The sequence below is a fragment of the Kitasatospora sp. NPDC092948 genome (genome assembly GCF_044754805.1).
Classification (GTDB): Bacteria; Actinomycetota; Actinomycetes; order Streptomycetales; family Streptomycetaceae; genus Kitasatospora.
The window spans coordinates 58,511-76,577 of record NZ_JBIVPU010000005.1 but is presented as its reverse complement, the minus strand read 5'-3'; the positions used below and the strand labels follow the sequence as shown (position 1 = coordinate 76,577).

The window sequence follows — 18,067 nt, the reverse complement described above, 5'->3', positions numbered from 1 at the left end:
CCAGTGCGGGGGAGGCCCGTCAGTCCTGCTGCGGCAGGTGCTCCGCGACCAGCGCGGCGAACTCGTCCGGCGAGACGACCCGGACGCCCAGCTCCTCCGCCTTCGCCCGCTTCGAGCCGGCCTTCTCGCCCGCCACCAGCAGCGTCGTCCGCTTGGACACCGACGACGAGGCCTTGCCGCCGGCCCGCTCGATCAGCTCGTTCATCTCGTTGCGGGACAGCGCCGCCAGCGGACCCGTCATGCTGCCCGTCACCACCACCGCCTCGCCCGCCAGCACACCCGACGCCGCGGCGGGCTCGTCGGCCGCCGCCGGGGCCTGCGGCTCGGTGACGGCCGTGCCCACGCCCTGCGCGGCCAGGCGGTCCAACAGGTCGGTCAGCTCGGCGAGTTCGGTCACCAGCAGGCGGGCCTTCTCCGGGCCGATGCCGTCCACCGCCGCCAGCGTCTCGGCGTCCGCCGCGCGGATCGCCGCCATCGAACCGAAGTGCGCGGCGATCCGCCGCGACATGCTGCGGCCGGTGCCGCGGATGCCGAGCGCGCAGAACACCCGGTGCAGCGGCTTCGTCCGGGCCGTCTCGATCGCCGCCAGCAGATTGACCGTCGACGTCTCGCCCATCCGCTCCAGCGTCACCAGCTGATCCCGCGTCAGCGTGAACAGGTCCGCCAGGTCCGTGACCAGGCCGGCCTCGACCAGCTGCACCGCGCGGGTCGAACCCAGGCCCTCGATGTCCAACTGGTCGCGGCCCGCCGCGTAGATGATCGACGCCACCGCCTGGCAGTTGCGGCCCCGGCTGCACCGCCAGCGCTGCTCACCGGTGTCGATCGCCTCCCCGCAGCGCGGGCACGCCTCCGGGAAGACGATCGGCCGCTCCGCGCCGGTGCGCTGGTCCACCAGCGGCGCCTCCACCCGCGGAATGACGTCCCCCGCGCGGTGCACGAACACCCGGTCGCCCAGCATCAGCCCGCGCCGCTCGATGTCGGCCGGGTTGTGCAGCGTCGCGTACGTCACCGTCACGCCGTCGATGACCACCGGCTCCAGCACCGCCCGCGGCGCGATGATGCCGGTGCGGCCCACGTTCCACTCGACGCCCAGCAGCGTGGTCACCTTGTGCTCGGCCGGCAGCTTGCGGGCCACCGCCCAGCGCGGCGCCCGCGAGCCGTTGCCCGCCTCGCGCCGGTCCGCCGCCTCGTCCGCCTTGACCACCACGCCGTCGATGCCGAACGGCAGCGCCGCGCGCAGCGCCGCGATCTGCGCCACCCGCTGCTGCACCTGATCGACCGTCGCACAGCGCTCCGGCGCCGCGTCCGTGCTCGCCGCGGTGTTCGCCCCCAGCTCGGCCAGCCGGGCCAGCAGCGCGCTGTGCGCCAGGCCGTCCTCGAAGCCGACCGCGCCGTACGCGAAGAACGTCAACTCCACCCGGTACGGGCGGTCCTTGGCGCGCAGGGTGCCCGCCGCGCCGTTGCGCGGATTGGCGAACGGGAGCGCGCCGTGCGCGGTGCGGACCTCGTTGGCGCGGTCGAACTGCTCACGGGTGAACAGCACTTCGCCGCGCAGCTCGACGTCCAGCGGTTCGTTCAGGACGGCCGGCAGGCCCAGCACGTCGCCCGCCGCGTGGCTGATCTCCTCGCCCGCCAGGCCGTCGCCGCGGGTGATCAGCCGGTGCAGCCGGCCCGCCCGGTAGCGGGCCGCCACGGCCAACCCGTCGAGCTTCGGCTCCACGCACCAGGCCGCCACCGGGCGGCCCAGCCGGCGCTCCAAGGAGGCCGACCAGTCGGCGAGTTCCTCCTCCGAGAAGACGTTGTCCAGCGACAGCATCGGCACGCTGTGCGGCACGTCGCCCTGCACCGCGCCACCCGCCACCTTGCCGGTCGGCGACTGCGGCAGCGCCTCGCCCGGATGTGCCTCCTCGTAACCGGCGATCGCCCGCAGCAGGGCGTCGTACTCGTCGTCGCCCAGCGAGGTGGACCCGTCGCCGTAGTAGGCGGTCGCGGCCTCGACGGCGGTGGCGACGGCAGCGGCGTAGTCGCCGGCGGAGAGCAGAGCGGTGTCGTTCATGTACACATTGTTCAAGGCCGCACTGACATTCGGACCCGGGTCCGTCCGGGCCACTTCCGCCCGGCGGGCGGCACTCCCTAAGGTGACGGCCATGACCAACCCGGAGAACGACACAACCGACGTGCACATCAGCCTGATCGGCGGCACCCGCCTGGAGGGCGAGGCGATCCACACCCGCACCCTGACCGCCTCACTGGTCGGCGGCGCCGACATCGACCTCACCGACGTGGAGATCCCCGACGGCGCCGAACTCCGCATCACCAAGCTCAGCCTGGTCGGCGGCCTCCACCTGCGGGTGCGCCCCGAAGTCCGGGTCAAGGTCACCGGCATCCGGCTCGGCGGCGTCAGCGACGACGGCCCGACCGTCTCCGGCGGCCCGACCGTGCACGTCGCGGCCTGGGGGCTGGTCGGCGGCGTCCGGGTGAGCCGGGACTGACTGACCGTCAATACGCATACGTGCTTGTATGGTTGATCGGCTGATGAGCTGATCGGAGATCTTGTCGTGAGTGTCCTGCTGTCCGTGGACTCGCCTGCCCACCTGCCCGCCCTGCGGCTGCGCCCCTGGGAGGCCGGCGACGCCGACGCCCTGGTGGCCGCGCACCGGGATCCCGCGATGCGCCGTTGGCTGACGGCCGTGATCGACGACGAGGCCGGCGCCCGGCGCTGGATCGACAGCCAGCGCCAGGGCTGGGACGCCGGCACCCGCTTCGCCTTCGCCGTCCTGGAGGACGGCGGCGCGGGCTTCGGGCCGCCGATCGGTCACGTGTCCGTGACCGTCACGGACGGGGGCGCGGCGGAAGTGGGCTACTGGACGGCCGCGGAGGGCCGCGGGCGCGGGCTGGCCTCGCGCGCGCTGGAGACGGCCGTCGCGTGGGTGCTGACCGAGGGCTGCGCCCGGCCGGTGGCGCGGCTGTCGCTCTTCCACGCCGTCGGCAACGACGCCTCCTGCCGGGTCGCCGACCGGTGCGGCTTCGGCCTCGAAGCGGTCCTGCCCGCCCAGCCGCCCGCATTTCCGAACGAGGGCCACCTGCACGTCCGCAGCGCGCGACGCCCCTGACCCTCGGCGGTGCGTCAGGGGCGGGTGGCGTGCCCGTGGGCGCGGAGCTGGGCCGGGCGGCCCGGGGGGTGGTGCCGCGCTCTGAGCTGACGGTCCGTCGATCCCGCATGCCGAGGGCTGCCACCCTCGTCGGAGGGTGGCAGCCCGCAACACACCTGGCAGGCCGGGTGGGCCGACCCTATGGCGACCGGCGCTGCTGTGCGCAGGCGGGGCGGGGCCCGGTCACCTCACTCCCGGCCCACCGGCGGGACCACGCTGAAGTTCGGAATCAGCCCGCTTTCAGGACTTCCGAATTCCAGTGGGGTGACACCCTCCGGGACTTCGGCTCGCGAGATGACAATTCCTTTCAGGCAGGAGTCGCACCACACGAACACCGATCCCGCGGAGGATCCGTTCTTCACCATGTAGGCAAGGGAGACCTTCCCGAGTCCGCACGACGGGCAGATTTCCACCGGCGCTTCGGGGAGCCTGTCGTAGGAGCGCTCGAAAGCGTCCTGCCAGTCGTCCCAGGTATTGCTCACAGTCCTGGCTTCCCGTCACTTGTTGGCATTGGCCGGGTTGAGCGGGTGGCTGTCCCACCGATCCTGTTCGAAGGCGCACGCCCGGTCCTCGAACAAGTCCTCCTCCACCCTGGTGCGGGGACAGGGAAGTCCGTCCCGGAGCTCCGGTAGATGGTAGCGCTCGTGCGCCAAGGTGCGAGCCAAGGTCTCCTCGTTGCGGAACGCGGGGGAATGGGGCTGGACCTGGCGACTGGAATTGGTCAGGGTCTGAGCTTGCCGTTTAACCATCGGCCTTGACCAGGTGCCCGGTTTCCGTCTCAGTCCTGTGCCGCTACCCCAGGGGCGAGGAGCGTACGCAAGCCGGTCCGCACGGCTTCCCAGTCGGTACCTGGTTCGTGATTCCGTGCGCGCTGCAGCCAGGTCGCCCGGTCCCGGTGCTCGCGGCGCAATTCCGTTACGTCCAGCTCGACACCAGGCACCGGAGCCGACTCCTCCAACTCGCTGATGCGCTGGTCCATCGCGGCCAGCAGCATCCGGTCGAGATCGGTGACCGCTGCGAGGAACTCACTCGTCGGCATCGTCACCCGGCCGGTCTGCGGCCCGGCGAACTCGATCACGCCCGCCGGGTCTGCCTGGTGCTCCCAGGCCAGAGCCACGGTATCGGCCTCGCTGATGATGGTGCGCCAGCAGCGGACGCGCGGGGCGATTCGCAGATGACCGGTGCGCAGGAAGCCCGCGCTGTGCCAGGCCAGTGCGGCGTCGGCTTCGTCCGGCGCGTCCTGCCACGCCCAGTCCGGCGAGATGTCAGCCGCGATGTCGACCAGGTCCGGTGGCACGGGTTCCATCGCCTCCGACACGAGCTCGATCATGTCCTCCCACAGGCGGACCACGTAGTAGTCCACATACGGACACGGTTGCCCGCCGTCAGTGTCGCTCCGGAGTTCCCGCACCGTGCGCTCGGTGTATCGCAGCACCTCATGGCCATCGAGGTCGATGCAGTACCAGCCGTCGGTCAAGCCGAACCAGTGCAGCACGGGATGCCCGGCACCCCACGGCCGCACCTCGTCCAGCGGGGTCAGCCCGAAGCGGAAGCGAATCGCGGATTCAGCGTGGATCACCGCTCCAGTGTCCCCGTTGAAGATCAATCGTCAACAGAGTTACCACCCGTCGAATCTGTCGGCCGGCGCTGGCGGTGGACGTCTCACCGTGGCTGCGGCCGGACGCCGCCACCGCGCCGGACCGCTCGTTCTGCCACACCTACGGCCGGGGCGAGGACGGGCACCGGATGATCCCGGGCCGGCCGCACTCGGTCGTCGCCGCCTTGGAGACAGGCCGCACCTCCTGGACCGCGATCCTAAACGCCGTGCGGCTGGAGCCCGGCGCGGACGTCGCCGCCAGCACGGCCGCCCAACTCCGAGACGTGGTGGAGAAGTTGATCGCTGTCGGTCACTGGCGGGAGGGTGCCCCGGAGATCCTGGTCGTCCTGGACGCCGAGTTCCCCGCGCTGGGCAGCTCGGGCGACGGCAACGGAGACGGGCGGCCCGACCTGTACGCCGTCACCGCCGACCGGCACCCGCTGACCTTCGACGGCGTCACCGATCCGAAGGACCTCGGCGTCCTGCGCTGATCCCGCCGCGTCGACAGGGCCCGTCAGGAGCGATGCTCGGACGGGCCCTGGGCGCGGAGTTGGGCCGGGCGGCCCGGGGGGCGGTGCCAGGCGAGGTCGAGGCCGCCGGCGCGGAGGGCGATGCCGAGGGCGTGGCGCATGGCGTTCTGGACGGCGGTGCGGGGGTTCGGCAGCTCGCCGTCCTGGCGGGGGAGACGCGGGGAGGGGTTCCAGTCGAGGTCGGCCAGGCCGGCCGCGTTGCCGAGCGTGATGCCCGCGCCGCCCGGACGGGCCGCCACCGGCAGGCCCGCCAGGGCCGCGCTGCGGCGGACGGCCGCGACGACGTCCGCCCGGACGCCCGGGTCCACCGGCGGGGTGTCCGGGGCGGGCGGGGTGCCCGGCGCGACGGCCGGGCGGTCGGCGGCGCCGCCGCGGACGGTGGTGCGTTCCGCGTCGAGGCCGAGGGCGGGCAGTAGTTCGGCGAGCGCGTTCTCGACGGCGTCGGCGACCAGCTGACGGGCCGTTGCCGCCGGATTCGGCCCGCCGCCCGCCGTCGCCGCGTCCTCCAGCCGGGGCGAGGCGAGCCAGCGCAGCACGACCGCGTCGCCGTCCGGCAGCAGGTGGACGCCCGGGCCGTGGCCGCCGTGCGCCACCGGCAGGCCGGTCAGCAGCAGGGCCTCCGTCACCCGGTCCGCGAGCACCGGATCGAGACGGTCCCGGACCGCCGTTCCCGGCTCGGAGGTGAGGCGGGGCCCGGTCACTGCCCGCCCCCCGCCCGGCCGGACCCCCGCGCGCCGGCGGCCCGCCGCGCCGTCATCTCCCTTGTCCTGCCGAGCCGTTGTGCTGATACCCCGGGTGCGGCCGTGTCCACGTCGATCCCCTCCTCGCCGATGCGGACGGCCGGTGCCGCCGCCCCGCGGAGAGGGTATCCATGGACGTGCAGAGTTCAACAGCGTTCGGGGCCCTCGGCGTTGTGACCGGGGGAGCGAATCGACCGGCGATCCCCGGCGGAATGCCGCCAGTCGTCGACGAGGGCCGGCCCGGGCGCCAGCAGGCCCGGACGCTCGGCGGGAAGCCGATCCGGATCGAGTGCGCGTGGGCACTCGCAGTACGGTCGTCAGGCTGAACAACTGGACCGGCTGCACCCTCACCCGCGAGAACCGGTCGCTCTCGCACGGCATCTGGACCAGCCGGCCGCCGGCCCGCATCTACGACCAGCAGCAGGGAAGCCGGGCCTCCGGGTCGAGCGGGTTCGCCACCGGCACCGAGGGCATCGCCCGGTTCTTCGCCGAGAACCGCGCCAGCCCCGTCCTGAACGGCCGGATCATCCAGGTGCACCGGGACAACCCGTACCTCGGTTCCCACAGCTACGACTCGACCGGCACCGACCTGATGTTCTACGTCCCGCAGCCGGCCGGCGGCAGCGGGAACCAGGCCACCGCCGAGTTCTCCGCCTGGAGGCGCCGACCGCTGTCGCAAGGGGACGGCAAGGGTGCGACGGGTGCGGTGCGGGGTGTGGGTGGGGCCCGAGTGGGCAGGTATGGCAGGTCCCTGATCAAGCCCTGAGCAATGCCGATGGGCGATCAACTCCGTTGGGAAGGCCGCCAGATGAAGCGCAAGTCCTGGGCGCTGCTCACCGCCCTGTCCACCCTGCCGCTCGCCCTGTCCACCACCGCGGTGGCCGCCGAACCGGCCGCCGCCGCGCCCGCCGCGGGCACCGGATGCGTGTACTCGCCCGCCGTGCCGGCGGACAACTTCAAGGGCATCCCGGTCTTCGACGCGAAGAAGGCGGCCAAGCCGTACAGCGCCACCCTGCGCACCACCCAGGGGGCGATCACCTTCCAGGCGCTCACCGACAAGGCCCCGTGCACCACGTTCTCGTTCCGCTTCCTCGCCGAGCACAGCTACTACGACCGCACCCACTGCCACCGCCTCACCACCCAGCGCCTGTACGTCCTGCAGTGCGGCGACCCGACCGGCACCGGCAGCGGCGGCCCCGGCTACTCCTTCCCCGACGAGAACCTCGACGGGGCGACCTACCCCGCCGGAACCGTCGCGATGGCCAACGCGGGCCCGAACACCAACGGCAGCCAGTTCTTCATCGTCTGGAAGGACACCAAGCTGCTGCCCAACTACACCCCGTTCGGCCGGATCACCGGCGGACTCGACGTGCTGCAGAAGATCGCCGCCGGCGGCGAGGACGACCAGAACGCCCCCGGCGACGGCTACCCGAACCTGCCGGTCGACTTCCGCAAGGTCACCATCTCCGGCCACTGACCCGGCCGCGGCGGCCCGCCCGGCGCGGAGCTGCGGGCCGCCACCGCGCCGGGCGGCACCGTGCCGACGGGCCGCCGAAACAGGCCGCGCTACGCCATCAATTCCATTTCCGTACACAAGGGTTGACGCTTCGTCAGCGACTCCGCGAGGCTCCCGACCACTCTCGCGGCCGCCCGGCCGCGACCGGCGGCGAGGGGCGCGATGCGTTATTCGGGAATTGCCTGGACCGGCACCGGCTTCGAGGTCGCCGTGCTCGACGAGGACGGCCGCCCCGCCGCCCCGCCCGCCCGGTTCGCGGCCGGCCGGATCCGCGCCCTCACCGAGCACCTGCTCGGCCTGCAAAGGGAGTTCGCCGACACCGGGGAGAGCCTGCTGACGGTGATCGACTCCACCAACGGCATGCTCGACGGCGGCCTGATGAGCGCCGGCCTGACCCTGTACCGCGCCGACCCGTGGGTGCTGCCGCAGCGCCCCGCGTTCGGCTCCGTCGCGGCCGAGGAACTGGCCGCCGTCGCACTCCGCGACCCCGACGCGGTGGTCCGACTGAGCGTCGAGACCGGCACCCTCGGTGGCCGCTCCGCGCAGATGATCGCCGACATCGACGCCAGCGTCCCCGCCCTGGACTTCATGCGCCGCTCCGGCCGCTGCCTGTTCTCCGGCCAGCGCGAACGCCCCGTGGTCGCGCTCACCTTCGACGACGGCCCCAACCCGCCGTACACCGGGCGCATCCTCGACGTCCTCGACCGGTACGCCGTCCCCGCGACGTTCTTCTGCGTCGGCCTGCACGCCCTCGCGCACCGCGCCGAACTCGAACGGATGGCCGCCGCCGGCCACCAGATCGCCAACCACTCCTGGTCCCACCCGTACCTGCCCGACCTGAGCCGGGGCGAGGTGCTCGCCCAACTGGAGCGCACCGACGAGGCGATCGCCAAGGCCGTGGGCTCGGACGGCCCGCGGATGTTCCGCCCCCCGTACGGCTCGCGCACCCCCGACGTGCTGCGCTGGCTCACCGAGGGCGAGACCACCGTGGTGCTGTGGGACGTCGAACCGTCCGACTGGGCGCGACCCGGCGCCGACGCGATCACCCGGGCCGTCCTCGAACAGACCCGCCCCGGCTCGCTGATCCTCATGCACGACGGCGGCGGCGACCGCTCCCAGACCGCCGACGCCCTCCCCGGCGTGATCGAGGGCCTGCTCGACCGCGGCTACACCTTCGCCCGGGTGGACGCGCTGCCGACCTGACGGCTCGTCAGGAACTCCGCCCCGCACCCGGGTCGCGTCCGGGCGGCGGGGCGGAGCGGGCAGATCAGTCCTCGTCCGGGTCGGGCCCGTCCTCCTGCTGGTCGGGCTTGGCGACGAGCCCGGCCGCTGCGAAACAGAGCGCCTGCGCGACCGACGGGGGCAGCTCGTTGCCGAGAAGCTCGGTGCACTCGTCGATGTTGCCGTCTGCGGCGAGCGAACACGCCTGCTGCGCGAGGGACGCCGGAACGCCCGCCTGCTCGGCCTTGGAGACGCAGTCCTGGGCCGAGGCATGGGCCGCAGGCGCGGCAGCCAGCAGACCGGCCACCGGCAGCAGCGCGGTGGCGCCGGTGAGGGCCAGGGAAGTCAGGAATCGCCGCACGGAGGCGTCCTCTCTGTCGTGGCGTCACCCATCGGGGGCGACACTCTCACAGGTATCCAGCCCCTCTCCCGGCCCCCGGGCCGGACGCCGCGTCAGCCCACTCGCCCCGACGGCGTACGCCAATACCTCCGACGGCCGTCGATCCGCTCCGCGACGGGACGCTCCCCGGGGTGCGGTTTCCCGAACCCCGGGAACGGGTGCTGGCACGGGCGAAACCGCAGGCGCCCGCGTCGCACGATGGAGGCATGAACAGCGCCACGAGTACCGAAACGGAGCTCGCCGCCCGAGGCGACGGGCTGTACCGCAGCTACCGGCGCGCCGGCCGCGACACCCCCGTCCTGCGCGGGGTGACGGTGGAGTTCCGGCGCGGGACGTTCACCGCCGTGATGGGGCCGTCCGGCTCCGGCAAGACCACCCTGCTGCACTGCCTGGCCGGCATGGACCGGCCCGACCGCGGACAGGTCTGGTGGGGCCCCACCGCGATCCACGCCCTGCCCGAACGGCGGCTCGCCCGGCTGCGCCGGGAGGAAGTCGGCTTCGTCTTCCAGGCGTTCAACCTGATGCCCGGCATGACGGCCGCCCAGAACGTCGAACTCCCCGGCCGGATGGCCGGCCACCGGCCCGCCCGCTCCGCCGTCCGCGAAGCCCTCGCCCGGGTCGGGCTGACCGGCCGCGAACACCACCGCCCGGCCCAACTCTCCGGCGGCCAGCAACAACGGGTCGCCATCGCCCGCGCCCTGGTCTCCCGCCCCCGCGTCCTGTTCGCCGACGAGCCCACCGGCGCCCTCGACCGCACCACCGGCACCCAGGTCCTGCGCCTGCTCCGCGACGGCGTCGACCACGACGGCACCACCTGCGTCATGGTCACCCACGACCCCGCGGCCGCCGCCCACGCCGACCGCGTCCTGCTGCTCACCGACGGACGCCTCGTCGACGAACTCCACCGCCCGACGGTCCGTCAGGTCGCCGACGCGCTCGCCCGGACAGGGGTCGAGGCATGATGGCCGCCATGCTCGCCCGGGCCCAACTCCGGCGCAGGCCCGCCGGGTTCGCCGGCCTCGCGGTCGCACTGCTGCTCGCCGTCGCCACCGTCACCGCACTCGGCGCGCTGCTGGGGGCCGAGCACGGGGTGCCGGCCGCGGAACGCAGGGAGATACGGGGGCCCGGGCTGGGGCTGATCGTGGGAGCGTTCGGGGAGATCACCGTCCTGGTGGCGTTCTTCGTCGCGCTGAACACCCTCGGCTTCGCCCTGCGCCACCAGTACCGCGACCTCGCCCTGCTGCGCACCGTCGCCGCCACACCCCGACAGATCCGCCAACTGCTGCGCCGACAGGCAGCGTTGACCGTACTACTGGTCGCCGCCCCCGGCGCGCTGCTCGGCGCCGCCGCCGCCCGGTCCGCCCTCGTCGCGCTCCAGCACCGGGCGATGGCCGCCCCGCACGCCCGGATCGGCGGCCTGCTCCCCGCCGCCGCGGTCGCCACCGCCGTCACGCTGCTGGTCGCCACCCTCGCCGCCACCCTGATCGCCCGTCAGGTCACCGCGCCCACCCCCGCCGCCGCGCTCGCCGACAGCTCCGGCCCCGACCGCAGGCCCGGTGTCGCCCGCCTGCTCGCCGCGGTCGCCGCGCTCGCCGGCGGAGCACTGCTGGTGCGCCTCGCCGCGACCCGGCCGGCCGCCGAGGTCGACAAGGCCGCGCAGGCCACCCTGCTCGGCACCCTCGTGCTGCTGGTCGCCGTCGCCCTGGCCGGCCCGCTGCTCGTACCGCTGGCGACCGTCCCGCTCGGCCGCGCGCTGCGCGCCCTGCTGCCCGTCGCCGGCTGGCAGGCCGACGCCAACCTGCGCGGATACGCCCGCCGACTGGCCTCCGCCGCAGTCCCGATCGCCCTGCTCACCGGCCTGACCGCCACCATGGCGACCATGACCGGCACCGCCCTGCACGCCGCCGCCGGCCCGCCCGAGGGCGCCACCTCCGCCACCGACACCTGGCTGCGGCAGGCCGAACTCGGCCTGCTCGGCGCGTTCGGCGCCATCGCCACCGTCACCACCCTGGTCGCACTCACCGGCGAACGCCGCCGCGAATTCGCCCTGCTGCGCCTGCTCGGCGCGACCCGCGCGGACGTCCTGCGCGTCGTGACGCTGGAAGCCGCCCTCACCGCCGCCGTCGGCCTGCTTCTCGGCGGCGCCGTCACCGCCGTCACCACCGTCGCCTTCAGCCTGGCCGCCACCGGAAGCCCCGTGCCGACCGTCCCCGCCGCGACCTGCGCCCGCATCGCCGCCGCCGCCACGCTGCTCACCGTCCCCGCGATGCTCGCCGCCGCGACGGTCGCGATGCGGCGGCCCCCGGCCGAAGTGGCGGGCGGCGCACAGGACTGAGACGCGAGAACATGATCGCCGGTACGGGAGAGGGAGGTCGGCCATGAGCGGGCAGGCGCGGACGTGGTGGACGGTGCGGCCCCGGGAGGTCGGATTCCTGGTGCTCGGGCTGCCCGTGGCCGTACTCGGCGGGGCGTACACGCTCGCCGCCCTGTACGCCGGGGTCCTGCTCTCACTGACGGTCGTCGGACTCCCCGTCACCGCCCTCGCACTCGCCGGAGCCCGTCAACTCGGCACACCACACCGCTGGTTGACGGCCCGCCTGCTCGACGAGGCCGTCCCCGCACCCGGCCCCGCCGCCCGGCCCGACGGCCTCGTCGCCCGGATCGGAGCCGCGCTCACCGACACCGTCGCCTGGCGCACCCTCGGCTACCTGCTGCTGCGCCTGCCCCTCGGCGTACTCGGCTTCGCCGCCGTCCTGCTGCCACCGGCCTGCGGATGGCTGATCGGATTCCCGCTCTGGCTGCGCCTGCTGGAACCCGGCCCGCACCCCGCGACCGCGCTCGACGCCGCAGCACCCCTGCTCGGACTCGCCCTGCTCGCCCTCACCCCGCCGCTGCTCCGCCTCGCCGCCGACGCCAACCGCCGGCTCGCCCGCCACCTGCTCGGACCGGCCCGCACCCAACAGCGCGTCCACGACCTCGAAGCGGCCCGGCACACCCTGCTCACCGCCGCCGAGACCCGGCTGCGCCGCCTCGAACGCGACCTCCACGACGGCACCCAGGCCCGGCTGGTCGCCCTCGCCATCACCCTCTCGCTCGCCGACGACACGCTCGCCGACGGGACCCGCACCGACCCCCGTCTGCGCACCCTGCTCGACCGCGCCCGCACCCAGACCGACGACACCATCGCCGAACTCCGCGCCCTCACCCAGGGGTTGCGCCCCACCGGCCTGGACGGCGGCCTCACCGAAGCCCTGCCCGCCCTCGCCGCCGGCTGCGCCGTCCCCGTCGCCGTCCGCCTCGAAGGACTGCCCGGTGAGCCGCCCGCCCGCCCGGACGAAGCCGTCGAACGGACGCTCTGGTACTGCGCCGCCGAGCTGCTCACCAACATCAGCAAGCACAGCGCAGCGACCGCCGCCCGACTCACCGTCACCACCACCGCCACCCGGATCCGCCTCACCGTCCACGACGACGGCCACGGCGGCGCGAGCACGGCCCCCGGCCACGGCCTGCACGGCCTCGCCGAACGCCTCGCCGCCGTCGACGGCACCCTGCGGATCAGCAGCCCGCCGGGCGGTCCGACCGACGTCACGGCGGAACTGCCGCTCCGGCTGTGAACGCCGAGGCGGCTACCGGGCGGCCCGGTCGCGCAGGAGAAATCGACGAGCGCCGCTGCCCCGCCGTGCAGTGTGTTCACGGCCTGACGGCCTGACGGCCTGGCGGCCTGGCGGCCTGGCGGCCTGACGGCCTGGCGGCCTGGCGGCCTGACGGCCTCACGGCCTCACGGCCTCACGGCCTCACGGCCTCACGGCCTCACGGCCTCACGGCGGAGGCCGACCTGGAACGGTGACAGTGAACGAGTGGGCGGCGGTGACGGAGGCCGATCCGGACTCGGATTCGGACGAGCACGTGCGGTACGCCCGCTCTCAGCGCTGTCAGCAGGCGTTCGGACGCACCCGGCGCATCCGCGACATCGCCACGTCGAGGCTCGGGAACCGCGAGCCGGCGATCCGTCAGTAGCCCTCGGCGAGGTAGGCCAGCACCGCCAGGACCCGCCGGTTGTCGGCGGGGGAGGCGTGCAGGTCGAACTTGGTGAAGACCGAGGCGATGTGCTTCTCCACCGCCCGCTCGGTCACCGACAGCCGCTCGGCGACCGCACGGTTGGAGCGGCCCTCGGCCATCAGGGCCAGGACCTCGCGCTCACGGGGCGTCAGCTCGTCGACCGCGCTGCGGCGGCGGGCCCGCATCAGGTGGGTGACGACCTCCGGGTCGAGCGCCGTGCCGCCCGACGCCACCCGGTGCAGGGCGTCGACGAACTCCGAGGTGCGGGCCACGCGTTCCTTCAGCAGGTAGCCGAGGCCGGCCGCGCCGTCCGCCAGCAGGCGGGCCACCCAGCCGGTCTCCAGGTGCTGGGAGAACACCAGCACCCCGACCTCCGGCCAGGACTGCCGGATCTTCAGCGCCGCCCGCACCCCCTCGTCGGTGTGCGTCGGCGGCATCCGGACGTCCACCACCGCCACCTGCGGCCGGTGCTCGGCGACCGCCGCGAGCAGGTCCTCGCCGGTGGCGACCGCCGCCGCCACCTCCAGGCCGCGTACCGTCAGCAGCTCCGTCAGGCCGTCCCGCAGCACCGCCGAGTCCTCGGCCAGCACCACCCGCAGTCGATCGTCCGTCATCCGCTCATTGTGGCGCACCGCCCCGCGCCGGGAGCACAGCCGGTGGCCGGGTCAACGGGCGTGGTGGGTCAGGGACCAGGCGGCGGTGTCGAGATGGAGGACGCGGTCGGCGCGGGCGGCCTGGGACGGGTGGTGGGTGATGGTGAGCAGGGCGCCCGGGCGGGTGCGGAAGGCCTGGTCGATGCGGAGTTCGGTGGTGGCGTCGAGATGGCTGGTCGCCTCGTCGAGGATGGTGAGCGGGGCCGGGCTGAGGTAGGCGCGGACCAGGGCGACGAGTTGACGTTCGCCCGGGGAGAGGACGGCAGGGCCGACCTGGCCGTCGAGGCCGCCATGACGGTCCGTCAGGGAGTGCGCGCCGAGAGCGCGAAGGGCATGCTGGAGCCGGCCGGTCGGCAGGGCCGGGTCCGGCCAGCGGAGGTTCTCGGCGAGGGTGCCGGTGAAGACGTACGGCTCCTGCGGGAGCAGCACCCGCAGCGCCGCGAGCGCGGCGGGGGAGAGGCGGTCGACGGGCAGCCCCGAGAGCAGGACACGGCCGCGGTCCGGGTGGAGCAGCCCCGCCGCGAGTGCGCCGAGCGTGGACTTGCCGGCGCCGGACGGCCCCACCACGGCGAGACTCTCGCCGTCCCGGAGCGTCAAGTGGAGCTCGCACAGCACCGGTTGGGCCTCCCGCCCCCAGGAGAAGTCGACACCGCGCAGTTCGAGGGCCGGTCGGCGGGACCGCCGGCGGACCGGGGGCGGGGGTGCGGCGGGGGGTGCCTCCGGCAGGGCGGCGGGGGTGGTGGTGGCCGCGGGTGCCGCCGGCGGGGCGGTGGCGGTGGCGGTGGTGGCGAGGCGTTCGGCGGCGACGGACATCCGCAGCCAGGACGGTCCGAGGCCCTGGACCAGCAGCCGCAGCGCCGGTTCGAGGGTGCCCAGCAGGTAGGCGAGCGCGCCGAGCAGGGCGCCCGGGCTCAGGCCGTGGTGGAGCAGGGTCGGGGCGGTCAGGGTCAGCACCGCGAGCGGGCCGTGGACTCCCAGCGCGACCAACAGGTGCCGGGCGGCGGCCAGTCGGGCCAGCGCCCGCCCGGCCCCCTCGTTCGCGGCGACGTCCGCCAACACCCGGTCGACCGCCCGCTGCTCCGCCCCGCAGACGGTCAGGTCGCGCAGGGCCGTCATGGTGCGCAGAGCGGAGGCGGTGAGTTCCTCCTCGGTGGCGAACAGCTCGCGCTGGCGGCGGGCCATCCGGGGCGTGAGGGTGGCGAACGCGGCGACGGACAGGAGCAGGGGCGCGCAGACCGGGACGAGCGCGGCAGGTGCGAGGGCGGCGATGCCGACCACGACGGCGGCGAGCGTGAGAACGAGGTGCGACACCAGCAGCAGCTGACCGGCCAGGCTGTCGCGCACCGCCTCGACCTGGCGGGTGATCCGGGCGACCGCGACGGCCGCGGTGTCCGGATCGGGCCGGGTGGCCGCCGTCTGCCGCAGCGCACCGTCCGCCGTCGCCCGCAGCAGGCGGTCCCGGGCGGGTTCGACGATCCGGGCGAGCGGGCGGTAGGCGTTGCGGGCACCCCAGGCGGAGACCGCCGCGGCGGTGGCGAAGAGCGCCAACCAGGCCAGTCCGGTGGTGGGTTGACGGGCGAGGAAGCCGCGATCGACGGCGAGCGCGAGCGCCTTCCCGGAGAGCGCGGCGGGCGCGGCGGAGAGCACCGTCCAGCCGGCCAGCTTCCCGAGCTCCGGCAGGCTGCCGGCGAGCGAGACGCGCAGCAGCGCGGGGCCGGGGCGGGAGGGGAGTGGAGACGGGCGGGGCGGCGGAGGGGCAGCGGGTTGACGTGGCGTCGGGGCGGGGGGCCGGTCGGGCGGGGTGGCGCCCGGAGGTGGTCCGTGGCCGGGGAGGGGATCGGCGAGAGGGTGTGGGCGGTCGGGTGGCGTCATGGGGTGGGCCCCGTCGGGTTGGTGGTGGGTCGGGGAGTTGGCGTGGGGCGGGCGAGTGGGTGGTGGCGGTTCGTCAGGGTGAGGGGTGCGCGGGATTCGGTCGTCGGCTGGGCGGCGTTCGGGGAGGGGACCGGCGAGCGGGTGGGTGTGGTCGGGTGGCGTCATGGCGTGGGCCCTGTCGGGTCGGTGGTGGGCAGGGGAGGGGGGTTCGTCAGGGCGGGTGTGCGGAGGGTGCGCAGGCTTCGTCGTCGGCGTGGGGCGATGGGCGCCGCGTGGTGCAGGAGTGCGGGCGTCGGGCGGGCGCGATCGGGTTGCGGCGTCGGCCCGGTGGGTTGTCCGATGGTGTGACCTGCGGCGACACGGGTCTCATCGGACGGGGTCGGTGGTGAAGAGCGCGCGGTAGGTGGGGGAGGACCACAGGGTTCGGTGCGGGGCGAGGGCGCGCAGGCGGCCGTGGTCGAGCCAGGCGACGAGGTCGGCGTGGGCGGCGAGGGCGGCGCTACGGGTCGGACAGAGGCGGGTGCGGTGGGCGGCGTGGGTGCGCAGGGCGGCGAGGACGGTCGCTTCGGCGGCCGGGTCGAGACCGGCGGTGGCGTGGTCGAGGACGAGCAGCCGGGCGTCCCGGGACAGCGCCCGGGCAAGGCCGACCCGCTGGCGCTCGCCACCGGAGAGCGGGGCGTCGGACGGCGGAGTGCGGTAGCCGGCGGGCAGGCGGCGCAGGAAGGCGTCCGCCCCCACGGCACGGGCGGCGGCCACCAACTCGGCCTCGGGGACGGCAGGTCGGCCGAGGGACAGGGCGTCCGCCATGCTCTCGCCGTACAGCACCGGATCGGCGAACGCCACGGCGACGGCCGCCCGCAGGTGCTGCGGGCGGACGGCGGCGAGGTCCGCGTCGTCGAGCCGCACCGTGCCCCGTCCGGGGCGCAGCAGACCGGCGGCGAGGGCGGCGACCGCGGAGGTCGCGGCGTCGTCCGCGCCGACCACCGCGACCCAGGCACCGGCCGGGACGGTCAGGTCCAGGTGGTCCAGCAGCAGGCCGGAGCCGGACCGGACCACCACCCGGTGGAAGTCCAACCGGCCGTCGCCGGGCGGAAGTTCGGCGGTGCCGGGAGGGGTGGCCGGGACGGTCCTGAGTTCGGCCAGCCGGGCGGCGGCGGCCCGGGCCCGGGCCAGGTCCAGCAGGCTCTGGGCCGCGCCGAAGCCGCCCAGGCCGACCGTGGCGTAGGCCATCGCCGCGGCCAGACCTCCGGGGGTCAGGCGCCCGGCGGCGAGGTCCGCGCCGGCCGCGGCCAGCACGGCGACCTGGGTGGCGGGCGCCAACAGGCCGACCTTCCAGGCGGTTTCGCGCTGACTGCGCCACAGGGCGTGGCCGTGCCGGGCCAGCTCGGGCAGCGGGCGCAGCACCCGGGCGAGTTCGGTGGAACGCGCGTCGGCCGCGGCGATCGACGCGCTGCCGCGCAGCGCCTCCACCAGCCGGGAGGCGATTTCGGACTGGGCGACCTGGTAGGCCTCGCCGTGTCCGGCGGTGCGGCGCACCTGACGGCGGATCAGCAGCCAGCCCGCCGGTGCGGCCAGCAGGAACGCCAGCGCGGGACGGGGCGAGAGCAGGAACAGACCCGTCACCGCGCCCGCCGCGGTGACCAGTTGGGAGACGGTGTGCACCACGGCCGCACCGGCCAGCGCGGCCTGCGGGGCACTGCCGGTCAGCCGCGCCGCCAGATCACCGGCCGTCGGCGCGCCGGCCGTCCCGGGTACCGTCACGGCCGGCCCGGCCGCGCCGATCCGCCGAACCAGTGCCGAACGCAGTGCGGCGCCCACCGCCGCCGCGCCGCCGGGTGCGGCGTACTGGGAGCCGGCCTCGGCCGCCGCAGCGACAACGACCAGGACCAGCAGTGGAGTTGAGGCCGACGGCCCGGCGCCGGCCAAGGTCCGGTCGATTGCCCGGGCGAGCGCGCCGGGCAGCAGCAGGGTGCAGGCGGTGCCGGCGGTGACGGACAGGGCCAGCGCGGCGGTCCACCACCGCTTCAACGCCAGCACAGGCCGCAGCACGGGAGCGGATGCGGGGGAGGGGGCGAGGACGGGAGCGGGGGCGGTCGGGGCGGTGGGCACGGGGGCTCCCGGGGGTGCGCGACGAAGGAGCGGTGCTGGAGGCACGGTGCTGAAGACGCGGTGCCGAACGTGCGGTGCGGGACATGCGGAGCCGGACATGCGGAGCCGGGGGGGGGGGGGGGGGGGGGCCGGCCGGGGGGGGGCGGCCCCCCCCCCCGGGGGCGACGGGCGGTGGGTGGAGTTCACGACGCCCAGGGGGCGGAACACCCCGCCGGACG

At 75.0% G+C, this 18,067-nt stretch carries 17 protein-coding genes and 1 pseudogene; 9 read left to right on the top strand and 9 right to left on the bottom strand.

Features of this window, described 5'->3' with window-relative positions:
• Positions 1-19: 19 nt before the first annotated feature.
• On the bottom strand, positions 20-2,056 hold the full coding sequence (gene ligA / locus ACIQF6_RS17290) for an NAD-dependent DNA ligase LigA (RefSeq protein WP_400895526.1): 2,037 nt from the start codon (positions 2,054-2,056) through the stop codon (positions 20-22).
• Between the two features lie 91 nt (positions 2,057-2,147).
• Here ligA and ACIQF6_RS17285 point away from each other — a divergent pair, with 91 nt between their 5' ends.
• Entirely contained in the window at positions 2,148-2,492 is a 345-nt protein-coding gene (locus ACIQF6_RS17285; protein WP_400895524.1) for a hypothetical protein, read from the top strand.
• A gap of 66 nt (positions 2,493-2,558) precedes the next feature.
• The gene (locus tag ACIQF6_RS17280; protein WP_400895522.1) at positions 2,559-3,113 is read left to right on the top strand and encodes a GNAT family N-acetyltransferase; all 555 of its coding nucleotides are present in this window, start codon (positions 2,559-2,561) and stop codon (positions 3,111-3,113) included.
• A 227-nt stretch (positions 3,114-3,340) separates the two neighbouring features.
• On the opposite strand, the gene ACIQF6_RS17275 is transcribed toward ACIQF6_RS17280, so the two are convergent.
• From ACIQF6_RS17275 to ACIQF6_RS17265, 3 genes are all read right to left on the bottom strand, one after another.
• Positions 3,341-3,634 (bottom strand): hypothetical protein, encoded by a 294-nt coding sequence (locus tag ACIQF6_RS17275; protein ID WP_400895519.1) that lies wholly within the window; start codon positions 3,632-3,634, stop codon positions 3,341-3,343.
• Between the two features lie 15 nt (positions 3,635-3,649).
• Positions 3,650-3,817 (bottom strand): hypothetical protein, encoded by a 168-nt coding sequence (locus ACIQF6_RS17270; protein ID WP_400895517.1) that lies wholly within the window; start codon positions 3,815-3,817, stop codon positions 3,650-3,652.
• A gap of 113 nt (positions 3,818-3,930) precedes the next feature.
• Positions 3,931-4,731 (bottom strand): DUF5984 family protein, encoded by an 801-nt coding sequence (locus tag ACIQF6_RS17265; RefSeq protein WP_400895514.1) that lies wholly within the window; start codon positions 4,729-4,731, stop codon positions 3,931-3,933.
• A 59-nt stretch (positions 4,732-4,790) separates the two neighbouring features.
• On the opposite strand from ACIQF6_RS17265, the pseudogene ACIQF6_RS17260 reads away from it, so the two are divergent.
• A pseudogene (locus ACIQF6_RS17260) lies at positions 4,791-5,269 on the top strand (transposase); the annotation flags it as partial.
• On the opposite strand, the gene ACIQF6_RS17255 reads toward ACIQF6_RS17260, so the two are convergent.
• Complete coding sequence (locus ACIQF6_RS17255) at positions 5,264-5,980, bottom strand: hypothetical protein (RefSeq protein WP_400895512.1); 717 nt, start codon at positions 5,978-5,980, stop codon at positions 5,264-5,266. The pseudogene ACIQF6_RS17260 and the gene ACIQF6_RS17255 overlap by 6 nt on opposite strands.
• 334 nt (positions 5,981-6,314) lie before the next feature.
• Between ACIQF6_RS17255 and ACIQF6_RS17250 the strand changes: the two genes are divergently transcribed.
• From ACIQF6_RS17250 to ACIQF6_RS17240, 3 genes are all read left to right on the top strand, one after another.
• Entirely contained in the window at positions 6,315-6,785 is a 471-nt protein-coding gene (locus ACIQF6_RS17250) for a hypothetical protein (RefSeq protein ID WP_400895510.1), read from the top strand.
• A 42-nt stretch (positions 6,786-6,827) separates the two neighbouring features.
• Positions 6,828-7,496 carry a peptidylprolyl isomerase gene (locus ACIQF6_RS17245; RefSeq protein ID WP_400895507.1) on the top strand — a complete coding sequence of 223 codons (669 nt, stop codon included), beginning with the start codon at positions 6,828-6,830 and terminating at the stop codon, positions 7,494-7,496.
• A 201-nt stretch (positions 7,497-7,697) separates the two neighbouring features.
• Positions 7,698-8,738: a polysaccharide deacetylase family protein gene (locus ACIQF6_RS17240; RefSeq protein WP_400895505.1), complete on the top strand. Its 1,041-nt coding sequence runs from the start codon at positions 7,698-7,700 to the stop codon at positions 8,736-8,738.
• 64 nt (positions 8,739-8,802) lie between these two features.
• On the opposite strand, the gene ACIQF6_RS17235 is transcribed toward ACIQF6_RS17240, so the two are convergent.
• Positions 8,803-9,117 (bottom strand): hypothetical protein, encoded by a 315-nt coding sequence (locus ACIQF6_RS17235; RefSeq protein WP_400895503.1) that lies wholly within the window; start codon positions 9,115-9,117, stop codon positions 8,803-8,805.
• A gap of 245 nt (positions 9,118-9,362) precedes the next feature.
• Here ACIQF6_RS17235 and ACIQF6_RS17230 point away from each other — a divergent pair, with 245 nt between their 5' ends.
• The 3 genes from ACIQF6_RS17230 to ACIQF6_RS17220 are packed head-to-tail and all read left to right on the top strand — an operon-like array spanning position 9,363 to position 12,770.
• Complete coding sequence (locus tag ACIQF6_RS17230) at positions 9,363-10,118, top strand: ABC transporter ATP-binding protein (RefSeq protein ID WP_400895500.1); 756 nt, start codon at positions 9,363-9,365, stop codon at positions 10,116-10,118.
• A complete protein-coding gene (locus tag ACIQF6_RS17225) occupies positions 10,115-11,491 on the top strand; it encodes an FtsX-like permease family protein (protein WP_400895498.1) in 1,377 nt (458 codons plus the stop codon). The genes ACIQF6_RS17230 and ACIQF6_RS17225 overlap by 4 nt, the downstream gene beginning before the upstream one ends.
• A 43-nt stretch (positions 11,492-11,534) precedes the next feature.
• Positions 11,535-12,770 carry a sensor histidine kinase gene (locus tag ACIQF6_RS17220; protein ID WP_400895495.1) on the top strand — a complete coding sequence of 412 codons (1,236 nt, stop codon included), beginning with the start codon at positions 11,535-11,537 and terminating at the stop codon, positions 12,768-12,770.
• A 396-nt stretch (positions 12,771-13,166) separates the two neighbouring features.
• Here ACIQF6_RS17220 and ACIQF6_RS17215 read toward each other — a convergent pair whose 3' ends face one another.
• The 3 genes from ACIQF6_RS17215 to ACIQF6_RS17205 form a co-directional block, all read right to left on the bottom strand.
• Positions 13,167-13,829: a LuxR C-terminal-related transcriptional regulator gene (locus ACIQF6_RS17215; RefSeq protein ID WP_400895493.1), complete on the bottom strand. Its 663-nt coding sequence runs from the start codon at positions 13,827-13,829 to the stop codon at positions 13,167-13,169.
• A 51-nt stretch (positions 13,830-13,880) separates the two neighbouring features.
• On the bottom strand, positions 13,881-15,740 hold the full coding sequence (locus ACIQF6_RS17210; RefSeq protein WP_400895490.1) for an ATP-binding cassette domain-containing protein: 1,860 nt from the start codon (positions 15,738-15,740) through the stop codon (positions 13,881-13,883).
• Between the two features lie 366 nt (positions 15,741-16,106).
• On the bottom strand, positions 16,107-17,849 hold the full coding sequence (locus ACIQF6_RS17205; protein WP_400895487.1) for an ATP-binding cassette domain-containing protein: 1,743 nt from the start codon (positions 17,847-17,849) through the stop codon (positions 16,107-16,109).
• Positions 17,850-18,067 lie beyond the last annotated feature (218 nt).

Excerpts from the sequence above, each read along its gene's own strand:
- ligA (WP_400895526.1), bottom strand. The coding sequence starts at position 2,056 with ATGAACGACACCGCTCTGCTCTCCGCCGGCGACTACGCCGCTGCCGTC.
- ACIQF6_RS17285 (WP_400895524.1), top strand. The coding sequence starts at position 2,148 with ATGACCAACCCGGAGAACGACACAACCGACGTGCACATCAGCCTGATC.
- ACIQF6_RS17245 (WP_400895507.1), top strand. The coding sequence starts at position 6,828 with ATGAAGCGCAAGTCCTGGGCGCTGCTCACCGCCCTGTCCACCCTGCCG.
- ACIQF6_RS17240 (WP_400895505.1), top strand. The coding sequence starts at position 7,698 with ATGCGTTATTCGGGAATTGCCTGGACCGGCACCGGCTTCGAGGTCGCC.
- ACIQF6_RS17230 (WP_400895500.1), top strand. The coding sequence starts at position 9,363 with ATGAACAGCGCCACGAGTACCGAAACGGAGCTCGCCGCCCGAGGCGAC.
- ACIQF6_RS17225 (WP_400895498.1), top strand. The coding sequence starts at position 10,115 with ATGATGGCCGCCATGCTCGCCCGGGCCCAACTCCGGCGCAGGCCCGCC.
- ACIQF6_RS17220 (WP_400895495.1), top strand. The coding sequence starts at position 11,535 with ATGAGCGGGCAGGCGCGGACGTGGTGGACGGTGCGGCCCCGGGAGGTC.
- ACIQF6_RS17215 (WP_400895493.1), bottom strand. The coding sequence starts at position 13,829 with ATGACGGACGATCGACTGCGGGTGGTGCTGGCCGAGGACTCGGCGGTG.
- ACIQF6_RS17210 (WP_400895490.1), bottom strand. The coding sequence starts at position 15,740 with ATGACGCCACCCGACCGCCCACACCCTCTCGCCGATCCCCTCCCCGGC.